The following is a 21,249-nucleotide window of genomic DNA, read 5'->3' on the forward strand; positions in this document are numbered from 1 at the left end:
GGACGAAGATCATCAATCGTGTGAAACGCCTGCGGATGACATCGGGGCTGATCCATGGTGCCGAGTTTTCGATCATGAAGGAATCATCACGAAACAGTCATCATGCCTGCGTATCGGCCGATCAGCGCTCGTGACGGCGCCGGCCGGAGGGGGTCGCGCCGGCAGGTGCCGTACCCGCTGCGAACGCAGCCTCGGCCGCTCCCGCGGCCCGGCGGACGACGATCGGACCGTTCGGGTACGGCAGCCTGAGGCTCGGGATGTCCGCGGCACAGGCCGAGGCGGCCGGGAAGATCGTCCGCAAATCCATCGACACCCCCACCACGTGCTCGACCTGGGACCTGAAGGCGGAGCGGTACGGCGGAGACCGGGCGGGGGTGTCCATCTCCCGGAAGCAGGGCGTGGCCATGATCTCCGCCCCCGGGTACCGTCAGAACGCCTGAGGACATCGGCCGGGGCTCCACGTACGCACAGCTGAAGGCCGCCTACCCCAGGCTGAAGCGGAACGCGATGCACGGGACCTTCGCCACCGTTCCGGGCGACCCCAGAGCGTCCCACATCTTCCCCGTGTCGAAGAACGGGGTACTCGACGTGATCCTGATCCTGACCGCGCAGGACCGCCTCCGGCAGCGGCCCGTCCCGGGAGGTGGATCGCCGGTGCCTCCCCTGCCGCTTGACGGCCGTGAACTTCACGGTCGCACGCCGGCCCGTCGGCCGGCGTGCGCGTGAAGGGCCTGCGGTCAGCTCCCGGTCACCCGCGGTCGCCCCGGGTCACTCGGACCAGGCCGCCAGCTCGTTGCCGGCGGGGTCCCTGAAATGGAAGCGCCGGCCACCGGGAAAAGAGAATATCTCTTTCACGATGGTTCCACCGGCGCCGGCCACCTTTTCGTACGCCGCTTCCAGGTCCTCGACATGGACGACCGCCAATGGCATGCGGGACCGCGCCCCGGCGTCGGCGATGAGTCCGCTGCTCACGCCGCTGTCCGCGGTGTCGGCGTAATGGTCACCCCAGTCCTGGAATTTCCAGCCGAACACCTCTCCGAAGAACGTCTTGGCGGCCTGGAGTTGTTCGATGGATTCCGCTGGGAATTCGACGAGGTCGATATGATTGAAATGGCTCATAGGGCCGTTATCGTAGGACCGTGTCGGCACCTCGTCCAACGTTCCACCCGTGGGCGAGTGATCTTCGCCTCGTCCGGCGGGTCACCGCCGGTGACCGTACGCCTCGTCCCGGAGCAGGGAGCCGACCCGGGCGTCGACGTGCTCACCCCGGTGGAAGAGGCGCCTGCGAAGCGTCACCTCGACCAGGGAACCCGCCTTCCGGGCCACCCTCACGGGGTCCTACCCGCGGGGTCGGTCTCGCCACCAGTCGAGCACCCGGAGCGCGCGGAGGGTGTTCCAGCGGCTCGGCCTGCCCACGCCCTCCTCCAGGGGGAAGTGGACGCGGCCCTGATGGACGCGGTCGAGCAGCCAGCGGCCGTCGGGCCGCCGCTTGGAGCGGACGACCTCCACGGCCTCCGCCATCCTGGGGTCCGGCTCGGCCCCCGAGCGCCTGAAGTAGTCGAGCGCGCGCAGCACGTCGTAGTGCCAGTAGTACGGGAAGGCGAAGTCGAGGTACGTCGCGTCGACGACCTCACCGGTGCTCCTGCGGCGGAACAGACCGCGTTCGAGGAGGTACTCCTCCCCTCCGCGGCGCGCCTCGCGCACCGCGTCGGACCCGCCGGTCGCCCGCTCGAATTCGAGGAGTCCCTCCAGCACGTTGATCGTCGTGTCGATCGAGGAGCGCACCGATCCGTTCTCGGCTTCGCAGTTCCAGCCGCCGTCGGCGAGCCGCTCACCGAGGACCCGCTCCACGATCACCGAGACGTCCGCCCCGAAGTAGGCGCCGGTCTCGATCGTCCTGCCGTTGATGCAGGGCTCGACCTCGCCGTCGAAGTACCGCTGCCCCTCGTGCTCCCACCGCCCGTTCTCGGCGACGAGCGGGATCGTACGGCGGGCCGCCTTCGACGCCGGGTCGAGGCCGAGGATCTGCAGGGTGTGCAGGGTGTGCATCGTCGCCGTCCAGGGCTGCCCGGGCTCACCGCCGGTGTAGGACGCGGGGAAGCAGGCACCGCCTTCCCACAGGCCGTCGGCGCCCTGGAGCGCCAGGAGACGGGCGCCCCAGCCCTCGTGCTCCACGCGTGCCCGTTCGGCGGCGACCTCGTCGGGCGAGGAACCGGTGAGGTCGCGTAGCACCTGCCAGCGAATGGCGGGGTCGGATTCGAACAGCCAATCGATCGCGGTCATCGCCGTACCATAGACCATCCGGAGCGCCCGATCACAGGGTTCCGCCGGGATGCATCCCGGGGCAGGAGACGTCCCGGCGGCACCGGGCCCCGCCGCCCCCGGGAGGCGGACGGAGGAGGCGGGGACGGTTCCGCTCTGCGCGAAGTCACCGGAACTCGAACGCGCCGTCTACCTATGGTGAGGTATGGCCTTCTCTGTCCCGCCGCTACGTCCGGCGACCGGTCGGACCGACCCCAAGCCGTCCCCGGTTCGCGAGCCGCTGTGGCGGCACGTGCTCGGTGAGCGGCTCAGAGATCTCCGTCACGAGCGGGGCGAGAAGCTGAGCGAGACGGCGCGTCGCGCCGGCGTCTCGCCGCAGTATCTCTCCGAGATGGAACGGGGCGTCAAGGAGCCGTCGAGCGAGATGATCGCCGCGGTCGCCGGCGCGCTCGATGTCACCCTGATCGATCTGACCCTCGCCGTCGCCGAGAGCCTGCGGTCCGCCCAGAGCGGCACGTCGAGAGGCGCCACCTGCTCCGCGGCGTACTCCCTGGCCGCCTGACGCGCTCCCCGGCCCGAAGGCCGGGGCACCGGCCCGCCGGGGGCGTCCATGGCCCTATGAACGCTCCTCGATGATCTGGTCGAGGAGCCCGTACTCCAGGGCCGCGGTCGCGGTGAACACGCGGTCGTGGTCGGTGTCGGCGCGCAGGGTCTCGACGGTCTGGCCCGTGTGCCGTGACAGGAGGCGCTCGATGTCCGCTCGGACACGGACGACCTCGTCGGCCTGCAGGATGAGATCGGGGATCGCCCCGCGCCCCTGGGCGGCCGGTTGGTGCAGGATTATCCGTGCGTGCGGAAGGGCGGCGCGTTTTCCCTCGGCGCCCGCGGCGAGAAGGACGGCGCCCACCGCGACGGCCTGTCCGACGCAGGTCGTCTCGACCCGCGGGCGGATATAGCGCATGGTGTCGTATATCGCGAGCATCGCACTCGGATCCCCACCCTCACAGTTGATGTAGAACTGTATGCTGGCATCGGGGTTGTCCGACTCCAGGAAAATCATCTGCGCGATGAGCGCGTTCGCGACGCCCGCGTCGATCGCGGTTCCCAGATAGACGATCCGCTCGGTGAGAAGATGCGAGTAGACGTCCATGATCCGCTCGCCGCGGGGATTCCGGGCGATGACGTTGGGAATGGTGTAACTGCTCACTGGCCGGCTCCTTCGGTGATGCCGAATCCGGACCGCGGGCGATTGCGCGGCGCTATTTCGTCGAAGCTCTGGACGATCTCGTCGATGAAGCCGTAGTCCAGTGCCTCCTGCGCCGTGTACCAGCGATCGTGCAGGGAGTCCTCGAAGATCCGCTCCACGGGCTGCCCCGTGTCCTCGGCGATGAGGCCGAGCACCGTGTCGCGGGTGTGCCGGAGGTCGTCGGCCTGCAGTTCGATGTCGACCGCGGTGCCGCCGATCCCGGCCGAACCCTGGTGCATCAGGACACGCGCGTGCGGCAGGGCGCGGCGCTTTCCCCGGGCGCCCGAGGACAGCAGGAACTGCCCGGCGCTGTAGGCGATTCCCAGCACGAGGGTCGACACGTCGCAGGGGATGAGCCGGATGACGTCGCGAATGGCGAGCATCGACGGGACCGAGCCGCCCGGGGAGTGGATCCACAGTGCGATGTCGGCCGACGCGTCCTGCGTGGCGAGCGCTATCAGTTGCGTGGCGAGCAGTGTCCCGTTGTCGTCATTGAGAGGACCGTCGAGAACGAGAACGCGCCCCTCGTAGAGTTCGCGCCTCACCCGCGCGTCGAACAGTGGAAGTTTCGATTCTTCGCCCATGCGTTCATCATGTGGGGCGCGACGGACCGATGTCGCCGCGATCCGCCTGCGGCAGATCTGCTCTGAGCAGCGCGAGTCCGGTTCGCGGACGTCGCGGCCGGGAATCGGCTCTCACCCGCCGGCCTCTCCCCCGGCCGGGTCCTTGCCGGGTCCGCTCGCTCGGACAGCCGCCCGCGGCGCCCGCTGGGAGCGGCCGCGATCGGCGTCCTTCCGGGTCCTCGACGTCTCCGTCGGCCCGGGGCGGTTCAGGGAGCCCAGCCCCCGAGATCATTTCTTGGGCATGAGGACGGTGTCGATGATGTAGACGGTGGCGTTGCGGGTGGACACGTTCCCGCACACCACGCCGGCGCCGCCGACCGTGTAGTCCTGGCCGGAACCGCTGGTGGTGACCTTGCCGCCCTGCAGCGTGGCGAACGAGCCGTCGGCCAGATCGGCCGGTGTCTTGCGGCCCTGGACGACGTGGTAGGTGAGGATGTCGGTGAGCATCTTCTTGTCGGCCAGCACCTTGTCGAGCGCGGCTTTGTCGATCTTGGCGAAGGCGTCGTCGGTCGGGGCGAAGACGGTGATGTCCTCGGCGGAGTTGAGGGTGTCGACCAGGCCGGCCTTCTTCACCGCGGCGACCAGGGTGGAGAGCACCGGGTTGTTGGAGGCCGCGGTGGCCACCGGGTCCTCGGCCATGCCGGTGAAGCTGCCCTTGCCCGAGGCGGGGACCGCGGAGCAGGCCGTACCGAACGGCGCGGCCGCGGCGGACTCGCCGGCAGTCGGGGCGCCGCCGCCGGTGGCCATCGGGGCGCTGCCGGTGGACGGCGCCGCGCCCATGTCGGCGCCGGTGTCGGCATCGCCTCCGCACGCGGTCAGGGACACGGCCAGGGCCAGCAGGGGCAGAGCGACGGCAAGGCGATTGTTCTTGATCATTTTTATTGATTCCTTGTCTGAGTGTGAACAGGCGGACAGACGGTGGAACAGGGGATTCAGGTGACGGTCACCAGGACCGAGTGCCAGCCGGTGGCGCCGTCGGGAATGGTGGGTGCGCGCCGGCTGGTCTGGACGGCGCCGGTGGCGTCGACGGCGCGGACCTCAAGGCGGTGCCGGCCGGGAGTGGCGTTCCAGGGCAGCTTCCACTGCCTCCAGGTGTCGGGGCCGGGGGTGGCGGCGAGCTGCGCCTGTCGCCAGGGGCCGTCGTCGATGCCGACCTCCACGGCGGCGATGCCGCGGTGCTGGGCCCAGGCGGTGCCCGCGACCATGACCGGGCCGGCGGGCACGGTGGCGAAGGGCTTGGGAACCTCGATGCGGGAGGCGGTCTTGATCGGGGCGCGTTCGGCCCATCCCCGGCGGGTCCAGTAGGACCGCCCGCCGCCCGGCGGAATGAGGCGGAGCTCGGTGACCCACTTGGTGGCCGAGGCGTAGCCGTACAGCCCCGGCACGATCAGGCGGGCGGGGAAGCCGTGCTCGGGCGGGAGCGCCCGGCCGTTCATCGCGATGGCCAGGAGCGCGTCGCGGCCGTCCAGGATGGTCTCCAGCGGGGTGGTGGCGCTCCAGCCGTCGGCCGAGCGGGACAGCAGTTGCGCCGCGCCACGCCGGACGCCCGCCTGGCGCAGCAGCGCGGCGAGATCCAGGCCGAGCCAGCGGGCATTGCCCGCGTACGGCCCGCCGACCTCGTTGGACACGCACGTCAGGGTGATGTCGCGTTCGGTCAGCGGCCGGGCCAGCACCTCCCGCAGGGTCAGCTCGACGGGCTGATCGACCAGCCCGTGGATGCGCAGCGTCCAGTCGTGGGGGTCCACCTGGGGGATGACGAGCGCGGTGTCGACACGGTAGAAGGCGGTGGCGGGGGTGGTGAACGACGACAGGCCGGGGACCGCCAGGTCCGTACCGGCGGGCAGGGGCGGGGCCGGGCGCGCCGGGCGTGGGAGCGCGATCGCCGTGACGCCGGGCCGCCGCAGGGCGGTGATCGCGCGGCTCCCGCCGCCGGCGAGCGCGGCCAGCCCCAGCATGCCGGCGCCCGCGGTGAGGAGGACGCGCCGGTCGAGGTCGCCGTGGGCCCCCTCGCGGCCGTCGTCCTTCCGGGCGAGGAGGTCGTCGTGGGCCTTTTCGCGACCCTCGTTCCAGGTGAAGCGGTCATCGTGGCCCCCTTCACGGCCGTCGTCGTTCCGGGTGAAGTCGCCGAGCGCGACACGGTCGCGCGACAGGAGAAGGCGGCCGACCAGCCGAAGCGTGATCACGCCGGTGATGACCGCGACCGCCGACGGCAGGACGTCCACGGGCAGGACGGCGGGCCTGGTCAGGACCGCCGCCCCGGCGACCGCCACGACCCCGGAGAGGATCGTGATGGCCACGCGCGGTCGCCGGAGCGCGGCCGGACCGATGGCCGCGGCGGCCAGGAGGAACCCGGCCGCCAGGGCGAGCAGCAGCACGAGCTTGTCGGCGCTGCCGAAGGTGCGGATGGCGAAGTCCTTCAGCCATCCGGGGGTCAGATCGATGAAGGCCGATCCGACCGCCGCCGGCGGGCCGGCCTGCGGTCGCCCGATCAGCGCCGCCGCCAGCTCCGCCATGGCCATGGAGAGGATCCCGGCCAGCACCCCGTAGGCGGCTGCCGTGAAGCCTCGTTTCTCACCCGTCACACCAGGGATTCGGAGCCGCTCCCCGATCGGATGGGTGTCAGGCGGCCGGGATGTCCACCAGCAGGATCGGGTCGCCGGTGGGCTGCCGGGAACCGCCGGCCGGCTCTTGGGTCATACCCAGCCTGGCCGTCCCCGCGCCGGCCGTGACCAGCACCGGCGTGGCGCTGCCCGAGCTGACGGTGAGCAGACCCGCCGAGCTGATCTCCCCCGGCGCCAGCCGCCACAGTTGGTAGACCCGGCCCGCGGGCGGGTCGGGCAGGCCGGAGGCCCAGAACACCATCCGCCTCTCCGACCGCGAGACCAGCACGCCGCCCCGCATCCCGCCGGACACGGCCGTCGAGGTGCGGGCGTCCGGGGCGGTCATCACCGCCGTGATCTCCTGCTGGCTCCGGCGGATCTCCTCCAGCCGGCTCCGCGTCTGCAACGTCGTGACGCCCATGGCCACCACGGCCGCCAGCATCGCGGCCACGCCGGCCGCGGCCAGCCAGGGCCGCCACCCTCCCGGCCGCCGGCGTGGTCGCGCGACGGCGGGGGGAAGCTGCCGGGCCTGCTCGATCTCGGCCATCACCCGTGCCCGCAGACTCGACGGCGGCTCGGCGGCCACCGCGGCGCCCATCCTGGCCGCCGTCTCCATCAGCGTGGTGATCTCCCGGGCGCATTCCTGGCATCCGGCAAGGTGCCGCTCGAAGCGGCGGCGCTCCAGCTCGTCGTCGAGGGCGTTGAGCGCGTACGCTCCCGCCAGCGTGTGGGGATCGAACTCCTGTCGCCGCTCTGTCATCGCTCCACTCCCAGGCAGTCCCGCAGCCGGATCAACCCGTCTCGCATCCGTGTCTTGACCGTCCCCAGCGGCGCCTTGACCAGCTCGGCGACCTCCCGGTAGGAGTGGCCCCCGTAGTAGGCGAAGGTGACCGACTCACGCTGCAACTCGGTCAGCCCCTCCAGGCAGCGGCGCAGCCGCTCGCCTTCCAGACGGCCCACCACCAGCTCGGTCACCTCGTCGAAGGGGCGGTACGGTTCCAGCCGCGCCGCCCGTTCCTCCCGATCCATGACCGCCTGCGCCGAACGCACCCGGTCGATCGCCCGCCGGTGCGCGATGGTCAGCACCCATGCCAGCACCGACCCCTTGTCCGGTTCGTAACGGGTGGCGCTGCGCCACACCTCCACCAGGACCTCCTGCGCCACCTCCTCGCTGTGCGCCCGATCCCGCAACACCCTCAGGACCAGCCCGAACACCCGAGGAGCCAGCACCTCGTACAACCGCTCGAACGCCTCACGATCACCCTTGCCGACCGCCTGCAGCAGTTCCTTCAGCCCCGGTGAGAAATCATCCGGACGGTCTTCGCCGATCGGCGACCGGCCACGCGCTCCCATGCGCCCCCTCCTGCCCCTGCCGGCACGGCACCGGCCACAGGAACTTCGTCGCCGGTCGCGTATCGGATGGGTCGGCACATCCGTTGACCGGCGAATCCCCTCACCCACCCGGCGCGGGGACGGGCGCACCGGCACGGCGTGGCGGATCGGGACGCGCGTGCTCCCATTTCCTCCTCGAGCGTGGGGGCCGGCTCCCGGCACGCTCCGCCGCGGAAGGAAATCCCAGCACACCGGAGAACCGCCTCCACGGACCCGGAGGCGCACCGAATCTCTTCGCCGAATTCGAGTATCCCGGTAAACGCGTTTTTAAAACAGGCGTCGTATCTGGTGTGCGACATTCGTCGCGAGGGAAGACGCCGAACGAGAAAGGGAACTCATGCTGCCATTAAGCGGTGTGACCCGGAACGAACCGTTCACCCACCCCCGGCTCTCTCAACCCCCGCTCCGCAGGACGCTGCACCGGATGGTACGGCGCGCGTACGGCCGGGTACGGCAGAGCGACCTCGGCGCGCTACGGGTCGCACTGGGCGGCACCGGCGTGGACGGCTACGCCCGGACCGCCGCCCCGCTGGACTACACGAACGCGACGGCCGACGACACCCTGGAAAAGCTGATCGAGGTCTTCAACGACAGGACCCCGTACGTCATGCAGGCGGGAACCCGGCAGAACCAGCCTCCGAAGAACCCCGGCCTGACGGTGCTGAAGACCATGGTGGACGAGGTGACCGCCGTTCTCACCCAGATCGCCGCGGGTAACGCCGACGCGCACATCATCGCCGTCTTCGCCCTCCCGGACAACACCAGGGTGCCGGGGATCAGGAAGACGTTCACCGAAGCCGCGGAAGGGCTGAACCGTCTCCACGACAACCGGTTGATCCTGCTGGACCACCGGGGTGATCTGAGCATTCAGGGCGCCGGCGCGACGTCCTCGCCGAGGTCGCTGACCGTTCCCGAGACGTTCGTGGACGCCCGTACCGACGGCCGGATCCGCACCCTGCTGCACGAGTCCTTCCACATAGCCAGCACGGACATCACGGATCACCTCTACTTCGGCGCACCGGGCTTCGCGACGGCCGCCTGGCCGATCAAGAGCACCAACGCCGACCACTACGCCGAGGTGGCCAGACGCCATGCGGGCCTGACCCTGCCCGCGCCCGCTCCGCTCACCGTGCTCGGCCCTCCGGGTGGCCCGGCCCTGACGGCTCAGCAGGAGGCCAAGGTGCGCGAGGCGATGACGGAGGCGCAGCAGCGGCTCACCCGAGCCTGGGCCCGGTCGCTGTGGGTGTGGCAGCGGATGGGATACGTACAGCGGTATCAGACCTCGTGGGTGTGGCTGGGCACCGCACCGGACGAACTACTGCTCCGGCAGCTCATGCTGGAGTCGGAGCAGATCTCGATGACCCTGCACCACGGGGCCGAGGGCCGCTCCACCACCCGGGCCGACGTCGCACCGGAGCTTCCCTTGATCACCGCTTACGACTTCGCGGTGATGGAGGAGGTTCTGGCTGATCTGCACCAGCTGGTGGGCTGGGGCTTGGCGCAGAACACCGTGCACGTGCTGCCGGCCGGAGCGGCCCCGCCCGCGGGGAACGCGGCCCACCTGCTGGTCGCGGACGTGACGAACGCCGCGACGCCGATGACCGGCCTCGCCGATCAGTTCGTCGCTCAGGCCACTGTGTCGCCGGCCGACCCCTGGTTGCCGACCTCAGCCGCGCTCAAGACCCTCGTGGACGGCATGCGCGTCCGCTACGACCAGATGTCCGCTTGAGAGACCGTCCGGCCTGAGAACCCGTCCGACCCGGGGACGCGGCGCGCGTCCGCGACGCGTTCCGGGGGGAGGTCCGCTCGGCGCCTGGCTGGATCCGGCCCGTCGCCGTCTTCGATTCGACGCAGCCGGGGGTCAGGACGCCTGGCGGTCGCGGGTCCAGGCGGGGCTGTCGAGGAAGTGGTTGTCGTAGAGGTCCTGGGAGGCGAGCAGTTCGTCGAGCGTGGCCTCGCCCCGGCGCAGGCGGTCGAGCAGGCGGAAGTACTCGAAGCGCTGGATGCCGGGGGCGACGACGATGAGGAGGTCGGCGGTGTGGCCGGGGGCGGCGGCGAACGCGTGGGGTGTCAGCGGGGGCACGGCCGCCACGTCGCCCGCCTCCAGCGTCACGATCTCCTCGCCGGACAGGACGCGGGCCCTGCCCTCCAGGATGTAGAACAGCTCGGTCGCGGTGGCGTGGTGGTGGGGCACGGCGCCGTCCGCGCCTTCGGCGAGCGTCATCCGGATGGTGCTCAGCGCGCCGCCGGTGTCGCCGGAGTCGAGCAGCAGCCGTCCGGTCGCCGTGGGCGAGCCGATGGTCTCGGCGTCGACCGCGTGGACGACGGCGGTTTCCACGATCATTGACATGTCAGGTTCCCTTCGAGCGCGCATGACACGAGCCGTTCCGCGTAGGCCCGGTCGACAGGCGCGCCTGTGATCATCACTCGGTAGTAGAGGGCGCCGGCCAGCTGGTCGAACAGCGCCTCGGCGTCGAGGTCCGCGCGCAGCTCTCCGCGTACGCGCGCCCGCTCGATCAGGGCGAGCGCGATGGCGTTGCGCTCGGCGTACTGTTCGCGGGTCAGCCGGCCGATGTCCTCGTGCCTGGCCGCGGCGGCCACGAGCTCGCCGGCCGTTCCGGCGGAGGGCCCCCGGCGGTGCCCGGCCGCGCGCATGCGGTTGAGCCCGGCGGCGATCTTCTCCAGGTAGTCGACGAGGTCGGCCCGGATGTCGCCGGTGTCGGTGATCTCGTCATCGGCCTGCAGCCGTGCCACCACCGCGACGGCCAGGTGGTCCTTGGTCGGCCAGCGGCGGTACAGCGTGGTCTTGGCCACCCCCGCCTGCTCGGCCACCTCGTCGATGGACAGACCGGCGTAGCCGCGCTCGAACAGCAGGGCGGCGGCGATCCGCAGCACCCGCTCGTCGACCTGCATGTCACGCGGCCGCCCCCGAGGCGCCATGCCGACCTCCCTGTTACGAAACTCGTGTAGCGAAATAAAAGCTACTCCCTGCCCCGCCATTACGCAACCGCGGTTTCGTAATGGCGGGGCGGCCGGGGACGGCGGTGAGGGCTACGGCCGGCCGTCCGAACCGGTCACAGCCGGGCCGTCACCGTCAGGGCGACGGCGGTCAGCGCGGCGAGCAGGGCCCAGGCGGGCGCAAAACCACCGGTCAGGTCGGCGAGCAGGCCGAGCGCGGCCGGCGCCAGGACGACCGCCACCTGGTTGACGGCCATGGCCAGGCCGAGGACGAATCCGGTGTGGCCCGGCGGCGCCGACTCGGCGGCGTAGGCGACCCAGGGGCCGTACCAGCCGATTCCGAAGAAGCCGAGCCAGACGAAGAGCGCGCAGGCCGCGACGGGAGACCGGCCGACGGGGGTCGCCAACGCGGTCATCCCGACGATCACGGCGGCCAGGCACGTCAGGACGCAGGCGTAGCGGCCGGATCGGTGGCGGTCGCTCCAGGCCGCCAGGCAGACACGGCCCAGCGCGCCCGCGCACTGGACCGCGACGTAGACCAGGGCCGCCGGGGCGGCGTCCATGGACGTCACCTCGTGCAGGTACAGCACGGTGAGGACGCCCACGCCGCTGTGCACCGACACCATGCTCACACCGGAAAAGACGATCTTCTTCATGTACGGCTCGCGGAGCAGCTCCAACCGCACGCGGGACGCGGCCGGCGTCGGTCGCCGGCCCGGTGGGCGGCGGCAGAAGGCCATGAAGACGACGGCGCCCGACAGCGCGGCGAGCGAGCCCGCCACGAGCGTCGACCGCCAGCCGAAGGCGGTCGCCAGCGAGGGGAGCGCGAGGGCGGCGAGGACGCCTCCGAGCGGGAGCCCCGCCTGGCGGACACCCATGGCCAGGCCACGCTGCGACGTGTCGAACCAGGACGCCACCGATTTACCGCCGCCCGGCTGGACGGTGCTGTACCCCGCACCGACGATCAGCAGGACCACGAGCAGGGAGGCGTACCCCGGGGCCGCGCTTCCGGCGGCCAGCGCGACGGCGACCACGAGAGCACCGATCCCGACGACCCAGCGTTCGTCGTGGCGGTCCAGCAGCCGTCCCGCCACGAGCAACCCGGCCAGCGGAAGCAGCTGAGCCGCCGACAGCAGCAGGCCCAGCCGGGTCGCGTTCAGCCCCAGGTCCCGTTGCAGGTGGACGCTCATCGCGCCGATGCCCTGCACGAAGAACGCGGCCGCGGCCTGGGTGAAGGTCGCGACACCCAGAATGACCCAGCGGTATCGCGACGTCCTCACGGCTTCCAGCACAGCAGGGGGTCGGGGTGGTCCGCGAAGCCGAGCCGCCGGTAGAGCGGCTCCGCCTCGCGGGAGGCGGTGAGGTCGACCCGTACGGCGTCGCGGTCGCGGAACCAGTCGAGCAGGCCGAGCATGACCGCCCGGCCGTACCCGCGCCGCCGGTGCGACGGGTCGGTGACCATGCCGATGACGTGGCCGATCCTCCCGTTGCGGGAGTGGGGGCCGGGGAACCACTGTTCGATCGTGCCGATGCCGCAGGCGGCCAGGCCGGTGCCGCCGTCCACGACCAGGATCCGGCAGTCGGGCTCGGTCAGCTTCCGCCGGAGAACCCGGGCGAGCGCGTCGCGCCAGTCGTCACCGGCGTCCGCCGGGTTGAAGAAGTCGCCGCCGAGGTCGTCGAAGAGCAGTGTCCGGAGACGGACGAGTTCGGGAATGTCATGCTCTGTTGCTGTTCGCGTCATGGCGTACAGGCTGATGTAATGGGCTTATGCACCTCAACCCTTACGGCGCGGATGTGGTGAACTTCGCCGCGGAACTGGCGAACCGCCCGCCGGCGAGCGCCGGCGAACTCGCCGACCGCTGCCGCGCGGCCGGCCTGGTGCTGGAACGCCCCGTCGAACCGTCGGATCTCGACCAGACCCTCGCCGTCGTCGACGCCTGGACGAAGGTCGTCGACGCCACGGACGAGCGCGCGAAGGCCGGGCTGGTCAACGAGATGCTGGCCCGGTCGGCCGCCTACCCCCGGCTGACCGACCACGCCCACGGCTGGCACCTGCACTATCGCGACGACCTGCAGCCGCTCGGCGCGGTGCTGTTCGCGCTGATCTCCGTGGGCACGGCGATGCACCTCGTCAGCCGGGGCATGGACCGGCTCGGACGGTGTGCCGCCGCCGACTGCGAGAGGATCTTCGCGGACACCTCACGCACCGCCCGGCAGCGTTACTGTTCCCAGCCGTGCGCCAACCGGGACGCGGTACGCCGCCACCGCGCCCGTCAGTCCACACCCCCCGCCCGGCTCGCCGGCGGGCGACGGTGGCCGGCACCGCCCGCCGGCCCCTCGGCCCCGGCGTCCATGACCGATCGCGTCTCAACGTAGGAGACGGTCTCGACACAGGAGACGGCAGGAGACAACAGGAGGACCCGGATGACCGGCCATGACTCTCTTGCGGGAAGCGACGTCTGGGACCCCTTCGGCACGTTGCGCCGCGCGTTGTGGATCGGCGGTGGCCAATGGGCCGGAAAGTCGACCGTGGCCCGGCTCCTGGCCGCCCGATGCCGCGTCACCGTCTACCACTACGACTACCACGACGCCCGCGGGCACAACGACCGCCGGATCGCCCGTCGCGTCGGCCTCGGCGAGCCGGCCACCGAGCCCGACCCGGACAGGATGTGGGTCCACACCACCCCGGAGGAGATGGCCGCCGCGACCCTGGCCGGTTTCCCGGACCGGTTCGGGTGGGTCCTGGACGACCTGCGCGCGCTCGTCTCGGGCCACCCGATCATCGCCGAAGGCTGGGGACTCCGTCCGGAACTCGTCGCGCCCATCATCGACTCACCGCGCCGGATGGTCGTCATGGTGCCCACGCCGGAGTTCCGCCGGCGCCAGCTCCGGGAACTACCGCGCGCCGCCTCGCTCGGGCACCGCGTCAGTGATCCGGCCCGCGCACAGGCCAACCGCCTCGCCCGGGACCGCCTCGTCGCGGACGACGCCGTCCGCAACGCCCACCGGCTCGGCATCCGCGTTATCGAAGTCGACGGCTCCCTCGACGCCGCCGCGATCGCGGAGGCCGTCGCCGACCATTTCAGCCCCTACCTCTCGTAGCGAGATCGCGACCCCTGACCGGCGGAGGCACTCGGAGGGCTCCGGCACCCGGCGTCACCATCACACGCCTCGCGGGACCGCGACAGGGCCCGCGCGGTTTCGCGCGCGAAAAGCGGCCGTGAACGTCCGTGAGTTCCGACCTCGCCCGGGAACGGGAGACATGATCGATCCTCGCGGGAAGCGACCGCACCCGGCGCGGGCGTTCACCGGTTGCCCTGTGCCTTTCGAATGGGGCCGATGTCATCGGTTCCGGCCCGTTCGCCTGTCCGCACCGGCACGGTTCCGGCCCGGTCGGTGATCGCCTGACCGGCATGGGGCCGGTCGGCCGGCAACGCTTCCGGGGACGGTGAGATCCGAAAGTCTGGCACGGCGCCGAGGGCCATGTCAGGCTTGGGGTCGTGAGTCTGATCAAGGGGTTGGTCTCGGCCCTGACAATCACCGTGCTGTTGTCCCCCATCCCTTCGTGCGGCGTTCACGTGGCGGAGTGCAAGGAGCGGGCGGCACAGCAGGCGCCCCGGCTCGAAGAGGAAGTGATCCGGCTGCTTCCCGCAGGCTCGGTCAAGTCGGTCGAACTCGAGGATGACTGTCAGTCCGACCCGGACAGCGACGGCATGGTGGTCGTGACGGTGTCGGGTGTCGACAACGCGCGAAAGGCGCTGGCCGCATTTCACCGAGAGGGCTGGCATTTCACCGGCCCCTTCGAGGAGCTCGATCCGTCCGACATTCAGGAGGTCGCCACCAAGAAGTTCGCGCATGGCGAGATCGACGTGCTGATCGAAGGTCCCAGCGACGACGCCGATTCGGATGCGCCCGTCTGGTATCTCTGGATCGACTACTCGCCCTGAGCCCGGCCGGGCCGGAATCGATGACGCCGGGCCGATTTCCATGGCGAAGGACATATCGCCGACGGAAGGCCGGAGCCCTCCAGGTGGGGACGGTCACCGAGGCGCCGGACCGGCTCCGTCCGGGAAGGGCCGCGCCCATCCCGACGCCGGACATGATCGCTCCCAATCGGCAGGGGTGAGCTTGCTCCGCCTTCCGTTCGCCCCGCGCCCCGGTCTCGTCGACGGCCGATCCTGGCAGGACCCGCGCCCGTATCCGGTTCCGGACGCCGGATGGTGGAAGATCGCTGGATGACCGGTGACACGGGGACCGGCTGGGGCCGGCGAAGGGATCAGCCGTGGGCCAGAGTCATGAGGAACCGGGTCTGTGGGTCGTCTCGCCCCGCGCACCTCCGGGGGACCGCGATGAGGGCGGCCAGGGCCCGGCACCAGCCCAGCACACGACGAGGACACTGACCGGGAACCAGTGCCGCCAACTCCTCGATCCTTCGCTCCAGCGCGGTGAGATCCGCGGCTTCCTCGAGCACCCAGTCCACGGCGTCGAAGTCCGGGTCGCCCCAGGCGGGCCTCGGATCGATCGCCACCAGACGGGCGTCCGGGCCGGACAGCACGTTGCCCGGATGAAGATCGCCATGCACGAGTCCCGCAGGCCCGTCGGCTGCCAACTCCAGGGCCGCCGCCCGCGCTTTCCGGAGCACCGCCGAGGCGACCGGGTCGGCCGTGCCGGCCGCCGCCAGCCTGCGGTCGGCCAGGCCGAACATGAAGCCGACGCGGTGGGACAGAGGCCGCAGCACCGAGTGCTCACCCGGCACGGGAGCGAAGACCCGCAGGTCCCGCAGCAGCGCCGCGACCTCGGCCATGTTCCAGGCGTACTACCCCACCGGCACTCCCGGCGCCGGGACCGGTCAGTCGTCGTGGGGTCTGCCGAACTCCTCGATCAGCACGGGATACTGCTCTCCGCCGTGTCCGGCGACGATCGAGCGGTCGGCCATCGCCTTGATCAGCTTCGGCAGTTCGGCGTTGACACCCGCCGCCTCGCTCTCCTCGATCAGGTGTGTCATCGCCCGCACGTCGGTCTCCAGGGCCGACACCTCGGCCGGGAAGGAGCCGCTGTCGATCTGCTCGGCGTACCCGGGCAGCCATTCGGCCACGACGGCGGCGATCTGCCGCGCGAACGGCGCATACGTCGCGGCGTCGACCCCGGCCGTCCTGAGCAGGGCGGTGCCCTGGAGCCAGGCGTTCAGGACGCTCCACATCATGGCGAGACCGGCCACGTCGTACAGGGACGCCAGCCCGTGGTCCGCGCCGAGGTGGGTGACGGTGCCGAGCGCGGCGAGCGTTGACTCGTGCGCCTCGAAGTCCGGCTGCGGCCCACTGTGCAGAATCACCGCCTCCGCGGTCCCGATCGCCGGCGGGACGGCCATTATGGCGCCGTCCAGGTAACGGGCGCCGCGCCGCTCGGCCCATCGGGCGACTTCCCGGGCCTGAGCCGAGGTGCCCGAGGTCAGATTGACCAACGTCCTGCCGTCCAGCGCGCCGCCGCTCGCGCCGAGCAGTTCGTGCACGGCCCGGTAGTCGGTGAGGCAGATGATCGTCAGGGGACTCGCCCCGAGCGCGTCGCCGGCCGTCGACGCCGGTCGCGCACCCTCGGCCACCAGCCGGTCGGCCTTGGAGGCCGTACGGTTCCACACGGTCACGGGATGCCCGGCTCTCAGGAACGCCCTGGCGAGCGCCCGGCCCATCAGTCCGAGTCCGATGACCGTCACGGATGTATCGGTTCCGCTGTTCATGGCAGCATCGTCAACGTTGATACCGGTGTGAAGGTCAAGTGAGGTTTCCATGCTGATCGGGGAGCTGAGTCGCCGGACGGGTGTGAACACCCATCAGTTGCGTTACTACGAAGCCCAGGGCCTGCTGGAGGCGGCCCGCGGCGCGAACGGCTACCGCGAGTACGACCAGAACGCCGTACTGCGGGTGAAGCAGATCCGGCACCTGCTCGGTGCGGGCCTGTCCTCCGAGGACATCGCGTACCTGCTGCCCTGCGCGGCCGGAGAGGCCCCGGAACTGCTCGGATGTCCCGAGCTGCTGGTCGCGATGCGGTCCCGGTTGCAGCGGCTGGACGACCGGATGGCCAGGCTCGCCCAGTCACGCGGCGCCCTGGCCGACTACATCGACGCAGCCGAACGAATGGCCGGCGAGAGCCATCCCCCCGGCTGTGTCGGACAGGAGCCCGTCCTCGCCTGAACCGCCCGTGGGAACCCTCCGGGCCCGGGGCTCGTCCACGGACCTGGGGCACGGATCTCCTCTGCCGGAAACCGTGACGTCATGAGATTTGGATGAAGGCGCAGATGAGCGAGGCCGATCCGCACATCCACGTCGAGCAGAAGGTGATGCAGGCCGGCGCCGCCTTCCGCAATGCGATCGTGTCGACGTTGGGCCTCGTCCCTTTCTCAAAGCGGAAAGGGCTGTCCGGCCCCTTCACGGCCGCCGGTCCAGCGCCTCCTCCGGGCGTACCCCGCTCGGTACCCTCCCTGATCCGTTCCGGCTGGGTGAGGGAACAGGCGTGTGAAACCAGAGTGATCAGAATCGGACGTTGGTCATCGTGTACCACGTCGGGGCGAATGTCAGCAGGGCCAGTGCGACGAGGACCGCGAACGACATGAGTGCGCGTGAGGTGGTGATGGGCGCGGGCGCGATGGGCCGTAGCCTCCATCGTCCGACCGCGACGAACGCCACGACGCCTCCCAGCAAGAGATTCGCGGGCACCAATGCGTATTCGTTGCGCGTGATATGAAAACCAGCGGCGAGGATCATCGTCAGTGTCAGGCCGACGGCGGCGAGCGGCGTCAGCATCGGTTTGACTTCCGTCATCGCCGGCAGGATCAGGCCGACACCGCCGAGCACCTCACAGACCCCGATGAAGACGATCAGAGGCTGCGGCACCGCGGCGTACCAGGCCACGGCCCGGGGCGCCGCCGCATACAGAGCTCCGTCGTACAACAGCACTTTGCCGAAACCGCTCCCGGCGAAGAAGAAGCCGAACAACGCCTGCAGTGACCAGAGTGCACCGTTGAGCGTGAACCTCGTTCCGCGCCTCCCAGGCTGCCGCTCAATGTTCTCGCCGCTGAGCAGGTTGGCGCTGACATGCCCGTTCATGCTTTATTGCTGCCTTTCTCATGGAGTTCGCCGGGGAAGAAGCCTTGCGGGCGGTTCTCTACGAGGTGGCCCGTCGTTCCGATGCCGCTCATGGCAGATCTCCCTCCGAAAACCTCGATGTACCCGATCTTGAAAAGGGTGCCGATGGCCCTGAAGTCGTCACGGGTGAGCCGGTGCTCGGCGTGGCGCCGGCGTCGGCGTTCATCGGTCTTGAAGCAGTCCGAGGACGTTGCCGTCGGGGTCGGTGACGGTGGCCACGAGGCGGCCACCGCCGACATCGTGCGCGGCCTCCTTCACGATGGCCCCCGCGGCGATCACCTCGGCCAGCTTCGCCTCGATGTCCGGAACGTGCCAGTAGGCCACCGGTGAGGTCATGCCCTGCGGTCCACCGCCTGGCACCAGTCCGATGTGCTGTCCCCCGGCCTCGAAGCCGACGTAGTAGGGCGAGTCGGTCTGTGGCGCGACACCGAGGAGGGCCGAGTACACCGCCTTGGCCTTGGCCAGATCGGACACGGGATGGAGCACGGTCTTGATTGCCTGGGAGGAAGAGCCGGTCATGGTACTCCTGTCGTCCGGGGCACATCGACCCCCTGTTTGCGTGTGCTCAGCTTTTCGCCCGGATCGGCCGCTGCGCGTCCGTGGCGACCACGGATCGTCAGCACGGATGGATCACGGAGGGCATGCGGCAAATCCGGCCCGGCATCGGTTCCGCCGATCCCGCTGACCTCGTTCATCGGTCGGGGGAGCGAACGGGTCGGGCTGACCGAGCCGGCCAGGGCGCACCGGCGGTGACCGCGGTCGGTCCCGGCGGAGTGGGCAGGATCCGGTCGGCGGCGGTGGCCGCGGAGGTGAGCGGCGAGCACGCCGACGGAGCGGGTTCGTCGACCCGGTCCCGGTCACCGATCCGGGCCTGGTCGCGACCGCGGCCGCGGGAGCGCCCGGCCTCGGTGAGCAGCCCGGCCGCGACATGACCGAGTCCGTGCTCGCCGCGCCGGACGACCGTGCCGGCCTGGCCAGAATCTCACCGAAGTCCGTGGCCCCTTCCCGGTAGGAGGGTGAACGCATCGACATGGCGAGATCTCACGGACGCGAGTCGGTCTCCGCCTCACCGGCGCCCGGGTCGTACGGGACGGAGAGGTGCTGATGGATCATCACCCAGGCGCCGTCCCGCCGCTCGAACACGCGGGTCCCCCGTGACCAGCTGCTGAGGAACCGGCCGTCGGTCTGCTCGATCCGGACGTGGTTGAGCCCCCAGGCGACCGCCAGGTCCTCCCGGGCCACCACCTTCAGGTCAGGGATGTCCCAGCTGACGGCGACGCCGGGCGCACCGAGGTTGCGCCGGCAGACCTCCCGTACGGCCTCGGCCCCGAGATACCGGAGGGGTTCCTCGTGCTCGTAGGACACGACGTCGTCGGCGACGGCGGCCATCATGCCGTCCAGGTCCCTCGCGGTGGTGGCTTCGTACCACCTTCGGTGCAGCCGGCGCACTTCCTGTTCGGCGCCGCCGTCCCGGTCGGCGTCAACGATCGGGAACGAGTGATGCTCGTGGGCGATGACCCACCGGCCCCCCTGCCTCCGCAGCCCGAACGTCAGCCGTAGCCGGTTCTCCGGGTTCCCGGCGAAGTCCTCCGGGGTGCCGCATCGCAGCAGGGCGTGGGCGAAGGCGACGTCGCCGCCCGCGGTGACGTCCAGCGTCTCGATCTCGAAGACGGCACCCTGCGCCTGCCATCGGAAGAAGGGCGGCCACACCCGGCGGTAGGACTCGATGCCGCGCACCCCCTCGTAGGGGGGCGGCACGTCGAACATCACGATGTCGTCGGCGTGGTCGGCGACCACCCCGTTCGCATCACCGCGGTGGACCGCCTCGGCCCAGCGCTCGATCAGGTCACGGATCTGTTCTTCGTCGGTGGGCATGAACCCCTGGTCCCTTCAGGTCGGTACTCCTGTCGGGACTACAACCCGCGCGTCTCCAGAAACTCATCGCGGATCGCCGTACCGCTTCTCCTCCAGTTCCGACGGCAGGCCGAACGCCGGGAGGTCCGCGTCCAGGAACGAGACCACTTCGGCGATCCGGGTGCCGCGCAAAGCGAGCAGGTCCAGGCCCGCCGCGACGTAGACGGCTCGACGCCCGTCCCACATGTAGGTACCGAACGCCAGTTGCCCGTTCGCCCGAGTGGGCAGGAAGCGCCAGCGTCGCTTCGTCACCGCCTCGGTCAGGAACCCGCGGACGTCGATGTGGCCCGCGTACCAGGTCGCCAGTGGCGGCATCGAGTATCTGGCGTCCTCCGTCAACATCGCCACGATGGCATCGACGTCCGCGGCCTCCCAGGCTGCCGCGTACTTCCGGGCCAGCTCCCGCCGCTTCGCTTCGCCCAACGCGTCCAGCGTCCGCCGCTGGGTGGTCTCCGGGAGCAGGGCCGCCATGACCTTGCGGGCCCGTTGCAGGGCGCTGTTGACCGCCGCGACCGTGCTCTCCAACGTGTCGGCGGTCTCCCGGGCGGTGTAGCCCAGGACATCACGCAGTACCAGGACCGCCCGTTGCGGACCGGACAGATGCTGCAGGGCGGCGACGAACGCCAGCTCCACGCTCTCCCGCGCCACCGCCCGGTCCTCCGGGACCTGCTCCGCCGTCCACCTCATCAAACGGTCGGGGTACGGTTCCAGCCAGGTCACCTCGGCTTGCGGCGCTCCCGCCGGACTCAGATCCGCAGGCAGTTCACGCCGTCCCCGCCGTTCGATGAGCGTCAGCGACCGGTTCGTCGCGATCCTGTACAGCCACGGCCGGATCGACCCGCGATCCTCGAACCGCTCCAGGTTGCGCCACGCTCGATCCATCGTCTCCTGCACCGCGTCCTCCGCGTCGTGGACCGAACCCAGCATTCGGTAGCAGTACGCGCGCAACTCGTCCCGCAGCGGCCCCACCAGGCATCCGAACGCGGCATCGTCCCCGGCTCGAGCCGCGGCCAGCAGCTCCGTCGCACCACGCTCGTCCGCCCACCCAGACCCGAACCGCATCCGCCACCCGTCCCGTCCCGATCCGATCCGACGCGGGTCAGGCTACGTCGACT

At 70.7% G+C, this 21,249-nt stretch carries 26 protein-coding genes; 7 read left to right on the plus strand and 19 right to left on the minus strand.

From position 1 onward, the window contains the following. The first annotated feature begins 257 nt into the window (after positions 1 to 257). Positions 258 to 440, plus strand: a complete 183-nt coding sequence (locus ACZ6W9_RS27615; protein WP_389957079.1) for a hypothetical protein — start codon at positions 258 to 260, stop codon at positions 438 to 440. A 328-nt stretch (positions 441 to 768) separates the two neighbouring features. Here the strand turns inward: ACZ6W9_RS27615 and ACZ6W9_RS27620 are convergent, their stop codons facing one another. The 3 genes from ACZ6W9_RS27620 to ACZ6W9_RS27630 form a co-directional block, all read right to left on the minus strand. Next, positions 769 to 1,119 carry a VOC family protein gene (locus ACZ6W9_RS27620; protein WP_389957081.1) on the minus strand — a complete coding sequence of 117 codons (351 nt, stop codon included), beginning with the start codon at positions 1,117 to 1,119 and terminating at the stop codon, positions 769 to 771. Positions 1,120 to 1,200: 81 nt separating this feature from the next. Further along, positions 1,201 to 1,332 (minus strand): hypothetical protein, encoded by a 132-nt coding sequence (locus ACZ6W9_RS27625; RefSeq protein WP_389957084.1) that lies wholly within the window; start codon positions 1,330 to 1,332, stop codon positions 1,201 to 1,203. Between the two features lie 6 nt (positions 1,333 to 1,338). Next, complete coding sequence (locus ACZ6W9_RS27630; protein ID WP_389957087.1) at positions 1,339 to 2,283, minus strand: squalene cyclase; 945 nt, start codon at positions 2,281 to 2,283, stop codon at positions 1,339 to 1,341. 184 nt (positions 2,284 to 2,467) lie between these two features. Between ACZ6W9_RS27630 and ACZ6W9_RS27635 the strand changes: the two genes are divergently transcribed. Continuing rightward, positions 2,468 to 2,824 (plus strand): helix-turn-helix domain-containing protein, encoded by a 357-nt coding sequence (locus tag ACZ6W9_RS27635; protein ID WP_362930954.1) that lies wholly within the window; start codon positions 2,468 to 2,470, stop codon positions 2,822 to 2,824. Between the two features lie 54 nt (positions 2,825 to 2,878). Here ACZ6W9_RS27635 and ACZ6W9_RS27640 read toward each other — a convergent pair whose 3' ends face one another. From ACZ6W9_RS27640 to sigK, 6 genes are all read right to left on the minus strand, one after another. Next, positions 2,879 to 3,469: a ClpP family protease gene (locus tag ACZ6W9_RS27640; protein ID WP_389957090.1), complete on the minus strand. Its 591-nt coding sequence runs from the start codon at positions 3,467 to 3,469 to the stop codon at positions 2,879 to 2,881. Next, a complete protein-coding gene (locus ACZ6W9_RS27645) occupies positions 3,466 to 4,092 on the minus strand; it encodes a ClpP family protease (RefSeq protein WP_362930950.1) in 627 nt (208 codons plus the stop codon). Before ACZ6W9_RS27645 ends, ACZ6W9_RS27640 begins: the two co-directional genes overlap by 4 nt. Before the next feature lie 267 nt (positions 4,093 to 4,359). Continuing rightward, positions 4,360 to 5,007, minus strand: a complete 648-nt coding sequence (locus ACZ6W9_RS27650) for a fasciclin domain-containing protein (RefSeq protein ID WP_470120359.1) — start codon at positions 5,005 to 5,007, stop codon at positions 4,360 to 4,362. Positions 5,008 to 5,063: 56 nt separating this feature from the next. Further along, a complete protein-coding gene (locus tag ACZ6W9_RS27655) occupies positions 5,064 to 6,713 on the minus strand; it encodes a molybdopterin-dependent oxidoreductase (protein ID WP_470120361.1) in 1,650 nt (549 codons plus the stop codon). 37 nt (positions 6,714 to 6,750) lie between these two features. Next, a complete protein-coding gene (locus ACZ6W9_RS27660; RefSeq protein WP_389957099.1) occupies positions 6,751 to 7,491 on the minus strand; it encodes an anti-sigma factor in 741 nt (246 codons plus the stop codon). Then, positions 7,488 to 8,084, minus strand: coding sequence for an ECF RNA polymerase sigma factor SigK (sigK, locus tag ACZ6W9_RS27665; protein ID WP_389957102.1), 597 nt, complete (start codon positions 8,082 to 8,084; stop codon positions 7,488 to 7,490). The genes ACZ6W9_RS27660 and sigK overlap by 4 nt, the downstream gene beginning before the upstream one ends. A gap of 394 nt (positions 8,085 to 8,478) precedes the next feature. Here sigK and ACZ6W9_RS27670 point away from each other — a divergent pair, with 394 nt between their 5' ends. Then, positions 8,479 to 9,852, plus strand: a complete 1,374-nt coding sequence (locus tag ACZ6W9_RS27670; protein WP_389957105.1) for a hypothetical protein — start codon at positions 8,479 to 8,481, stop codon at positions 9,850 to 9,852. A gap of 132 nt (positions 9,853 to 9,984) precedes the next feature. Here the strand turns inward: ACZ6W9_RS27670 and ACZ6W9_RS27675 are convergent, their stop codons facing one another. The 4 genes from ACZ6W9_RS27675 to ACZ6W9_RS27690 form a co-directional block, all read right to left on the minus strand. Continuing rightward, entirely contained in the window at positions 9,985 to 10,473 is a 489-nt protein-coding gene (locus ACZ6W9_RS27675; RefSeq protein ID WP_362930938.1) for a cupin domain-containing protein, read from the minus strand. Continuing rightward, on the minus strand, positions 10,464 to 11,063 hold the full coding sequence (locus ACZ6W9_RS27680; protein WP_389957109.1) for a TetR/AcrR family transcriptional regulator: 600 nt from the start codon (positions 11,061 to 11,063) through the stop codon (positions 10,464 to 10,466). Before ACZ6W9_RS27680 ends, ACZ6W9_RS27675 begins: the two co-directional genes overlap by 10 nt. Positions 11,064 to 11,197: 134 nt before the next feature. After that, positions 11,198 to 12,361 (minus strand): MFS transporter, encoded by a 1,164-nt coding sequence (locus ACZ6W9_RS27685; protein ID WP_389957112.1) that lies wholly within the window; start codon positions 12,359 to 12,361, stop codon positions 11,198 to 11,200. Continuing rightward, the gene (locus tag ACZ6W9_RS27690) at positions 12,358 to 12,822 is read right to left on the minus strand and encodes a GNAT family N-acetyltransferase (RefSeq protein ID WP_389957115.1); all 465 of its coding nucleotides are present in this window, start codon (positions 12,820 to 12,822) and stop codon (positions 12,358 to 12,360) included. The genes ACZ6W9_RS27685 and ACZ6W9_RS27690 overlap by 4 nt, the downstream gene beginning before the upstream one ends. A gap of 26 nt (positions 12,823 to 12,848) precedes the next feature. Between ACZ6W9_RS27690 and ACZ6W9_RS27695 the strand changes: the two genes are divergently transcribed. The 3 genes from ACZ6W9_RS27695 to ACZ6W9_RS27705 all read left to right on the plus strand — a co-directional run bounded on the left by ACZ6W9_RS27695 (position 12,849) and on the right by ACZ6W9_RS27705 (position 15,028). Next, positions 12,849 to 13,457, plus strand: coding sequence for a CGNR zinc finger domain-containing protein (locus ACZ6W9_RS27695; RefSeq protein ID WP_389957119.1), 609 nt, complete (start codon positions 12,849 to 12,851; stop codon positions 13,455 to 13,457). Between the two features lie 48 nt (positions 13,458 to 13,505). After that, on the plus strand, positions 13,506 to 14,183 hold the full coding sequence (locus tag ACZ6W9_RS27700) for a hypothetical protein (protein WP_389957122.1): 678 nt from the start codon (positions 13,506 to 13,508) through the stop codon (positions 14,181 to 14,183). 398 nt (positions 14,184 to 14,581) lie between these two features. Continuing rightward, a complete protein-coding gene (locus ACZ6W9_RS27705; protein WP_389957125.1) occupies positions 14,582 to 15,028 on the plus strand; it encodes a hypothetical protein in 447 nt (148 codons plus the stop codon). Between the two features lie 329 nt (positions 15,029 to 15,357). Here ACZ6W9_RS27705 and ACZ6W9_RS27710 read toward each other — a convergent pair whose 3' ends face one another. Together ACZ6W9_RS27710 and ACZ6W9_RS27715 are read right to left on the minus strand one after the other, a co-directional pair. After that, a complete protein-coding gene (locus ACZ6W9_RS27710) occupies positions 15,358 to 15,885 on the minus strand; it encodes an aminoglycoside phosphotransferase family protein (RefSeq protein ID WP_470120366.1) in 528 nt (175 codons plus the stop codon). 45 nt (positions 15,886 to 15,930) lie between these two features. Further along, positions 15,931 to 16,791, minus strand: coding sequence for an NAD(P)-dependent oxidoreductase (locus ACZ6W9_RS27715; RefSeq protein ID WP_470120368.1), 861 nt, complete (start codon positions 16,789 to 16,791; stop codon positions 15,931 to 15,933). 73 nt (positions 16,792 to 16,864) lie between these two features. Between ACZ6W9_RS27715 and ACZ6W9_RS27720 the strand changes: the two genes are divergently transcribed. Further along, positions 16,865 to 17,269 carry a MerR family transcriptional regulator gene (locus ACZ6W9_RS27720; RefSeq protein ID WP_470120370.1) on the plus strand — a complete coding sequence of 135 codons (405 nt, stop codon included), beginning with the start codon at positions 16,865 to 16,867 and terminating at the stop codon, positions 17,267 to 17,269. Positions 17,270 to 17,605: 336 nt separating this feature from the next. Here ACZ6W9_RS27720 and ACZ6W9_RS27725 read toward each other — a convergent pair whose 3' ends face one another. The 4 genes from ACZ6W9_RS27725 to ACZ6W9_RS27740 form a co-directional block, all read right to left on the minus strand. Continuing rightward, positions 17,606 to 18,181 carry a DoxX family protein gene (locus tag ACZ6W9_RS27725; RefSeq protein ID WP_389957137.1) on the minus strand — a complete coding sequence of 192 codons (576 nt, stop codon included), beginning with the start codon at positions 18,179 to 18,181 and terminating at the stop codon, positions 17,606 to 17,608. Positions 18,182 to 18,382: 201 nt separating this feature from the next. Next, complete coding sequence (locus ACZ6W9_RS27730; protein WP_389957140.1) at positions 18,383 to 18,739, minus strand: VOC family protein; 357 nt, start codon at positions 18,737 to 18,739, stop codon at positions 18,383 to 18,385. A gap of 522 nt (positions 18,740 to 19,261) precedes the next feature. Continuing rightward, complete coding sequence (locus tag ACZ6W9_RS27735; RefSeq protein WP_389957143.1) at positions 19,262 to 20,095, minus strand: SgcJ/EcaC family oxidoreductase; 834 nt, start codon at positions 20,093 to 20,095, stop codon at positions 19,262 to 19,264. 63 nt (positions 20,096 to 20,158) lie between these two features. Beyond that, positions 20,159 to 21,196: a sigma-70 family RNA polymerase sigma factor gene (locus tag ACZ6W9_RS27740; RefSeq protein ID WP_389957146.1), complete on the minus strand. Its 1,038-nt coding sequence runs from the start codon at positions 21,194 to 21,196 to the stop codon at positions 20,159 to 20,161. Between the last annotated feature and the right edge of the window lie 53 nt (positions 21,197 to 21,249).

The organism is Streptosporangium sp. NPDC053982 (genome assembly GCF_055585205.1).

What these genes read in the sequence shown, in the direction of transcription:
- ACZ6W9_RS27700 (WP_389957122.1), top strand. Translation starts at nt 13,506, where the DNA reads ATGACCGGCCATGACTCTCTTGCGGGAAGCGACGTCTGGGACCCCTTC.
- ACZ6W9_RS27730 (WP_389957140.1), bottom strand. Translation starts at nt 18,739, where the DNA reads ATGACCGGCTCTTCCTCCCAGGCAATCAAGACCGTGCTCCATCCCGTG.
- ACZ6W9_RS27675 (WP_362930938.1), bottom strand. Translation starts at nt 10,473, where the DNA reads ATGTCAATGATCGTGGAAACCGCCGTCGTCCACGCGGTCGACGCCGAG.
- ACZ6W9_RS27720 (WP_470120370.1), top strand. Translation starts at nt 16,865, where the DNA reads ATGCTGATCGGGGAGCTGAGTCGCCGGACGGGTGTGAACACCCATCAG.
- ACZ6W9_RS27635 (WP_362930954.1), top strand. Translation starts at nt 2,468, where the DNA reads ATGGCCTTCTCTGTCCCGCCGCTACGTCCGGCGACCGGTCGGACCGAC.
- ACZ6W9_RS27645 (WP_362930950.1), bottom strand. Translation starts at nt 4,092, where the DNA reads ATGGGCGAAGAATCGAAACTTCCACTGTTCGACGCGCGGGTGAGGCGC.
- ACZ6W9_RS27615 (WP_389957079.1), top strand. Translation starts at nt 258, where the DNA reads ATGTCCGCGGCACAGGCCGAGGCGGCCGGGAAGATCGTCCGCAAATCC.
- ACZ6W9_RS27690 (WP_389957115.1), bottom strand. Translation starts at nt 12,822, where the DNA reads ATGACGCGAACAGCAACAGAGCATGACATTCCCGAACTCGTCCGTCTC.
- ACZ6W9_RS27660 (WP_389957099.1), bottom strand. Translation starts at nt 7,491, where the DNA reads ATGACAGAGCGGCGACAGGAGTTCGATCCCCACACGCTGGCGGGAGCG.
- ACZ6W9_RS27680 (WP_389957109.1), bottom strand. Translation starts at nt 11,063, where the DNA reads ATGGCGCCTCGGGGGCGGCCGCGTGACATGCAGGTCGACGAGCGGGTG.
- sigK (WP_389957102.1), bottom strand. Translation starts at nt 8,084, where the DNA reads ATGGGAGCGCGTGGCCGGTCGCCGATCGGCGAAGACCGTCCGGATGAT.
- ACZ6W9_RS27620 (WP_389957081.1), bottom strand. Translation starts at nt 1,119, where the DNA reads ATGAGCCATTTCAATCATATCGACCTCGTCGAATTCCCAGCGGAATCC.
- ACZ6W9_RS27725 (WP_389957137.1), bottom strand. Translation starts at nt 18,181, where the DNA reads ATGAACGGGCATGTCAGCGCCAACCTGCTCAGCGGCGAGAACATTGAG.
- ACZ6W9_RS27740 (WP_389957146.1), bottom strand. Translation starts at nt 21,196, where the DNA reads ATGCGGTTCGGGTCTGGGTGGGCGGACGAGCGTGGTGCGACGGAGCTG.
- ACZ6W9_RS27650 (WP_470120359.1), bottom strand. Translation starts at nt 5,007, where the DNA reads ATGATCAAGAACAATCGCCTTGCCGTCGCTCTGCCCCTGCTGGCCCTG.
- ACZ6W9_RS27695 (WP_389957119.1), top strand. Translation starts at nt 12,849, where the DNA reads ATGCACCTCAACCCTTACGGCGCGGATGTGGTGAACTTCGCCGCGGAA.
- ACZ6W9_RS27630 (WP_389957087.1), bottom strand. Translation starts at nt 2,283, where the DNA reads ATGACCGCGATCGATTGGCTGTTCGAATCCGACCCCGCCATTCGCTGG.
- ACZ6W9_RS27735 (WP_389957143.1), bottom strand. Translation starts at nt 20,095, where the DNA reads ATGCCCACCGACGAAGAACAGATCCGTGACCTGATCGAGCGCTGGGCC.
- ACZ6W9_RS27710 (WP_470120366.1), bottom strand. Translation starts at nt 15,885, where the DNA reads ATGGCCGAGGTCGCGGCGCTGCTGCGGGACCTGCGGGTCTTCGCTCCC.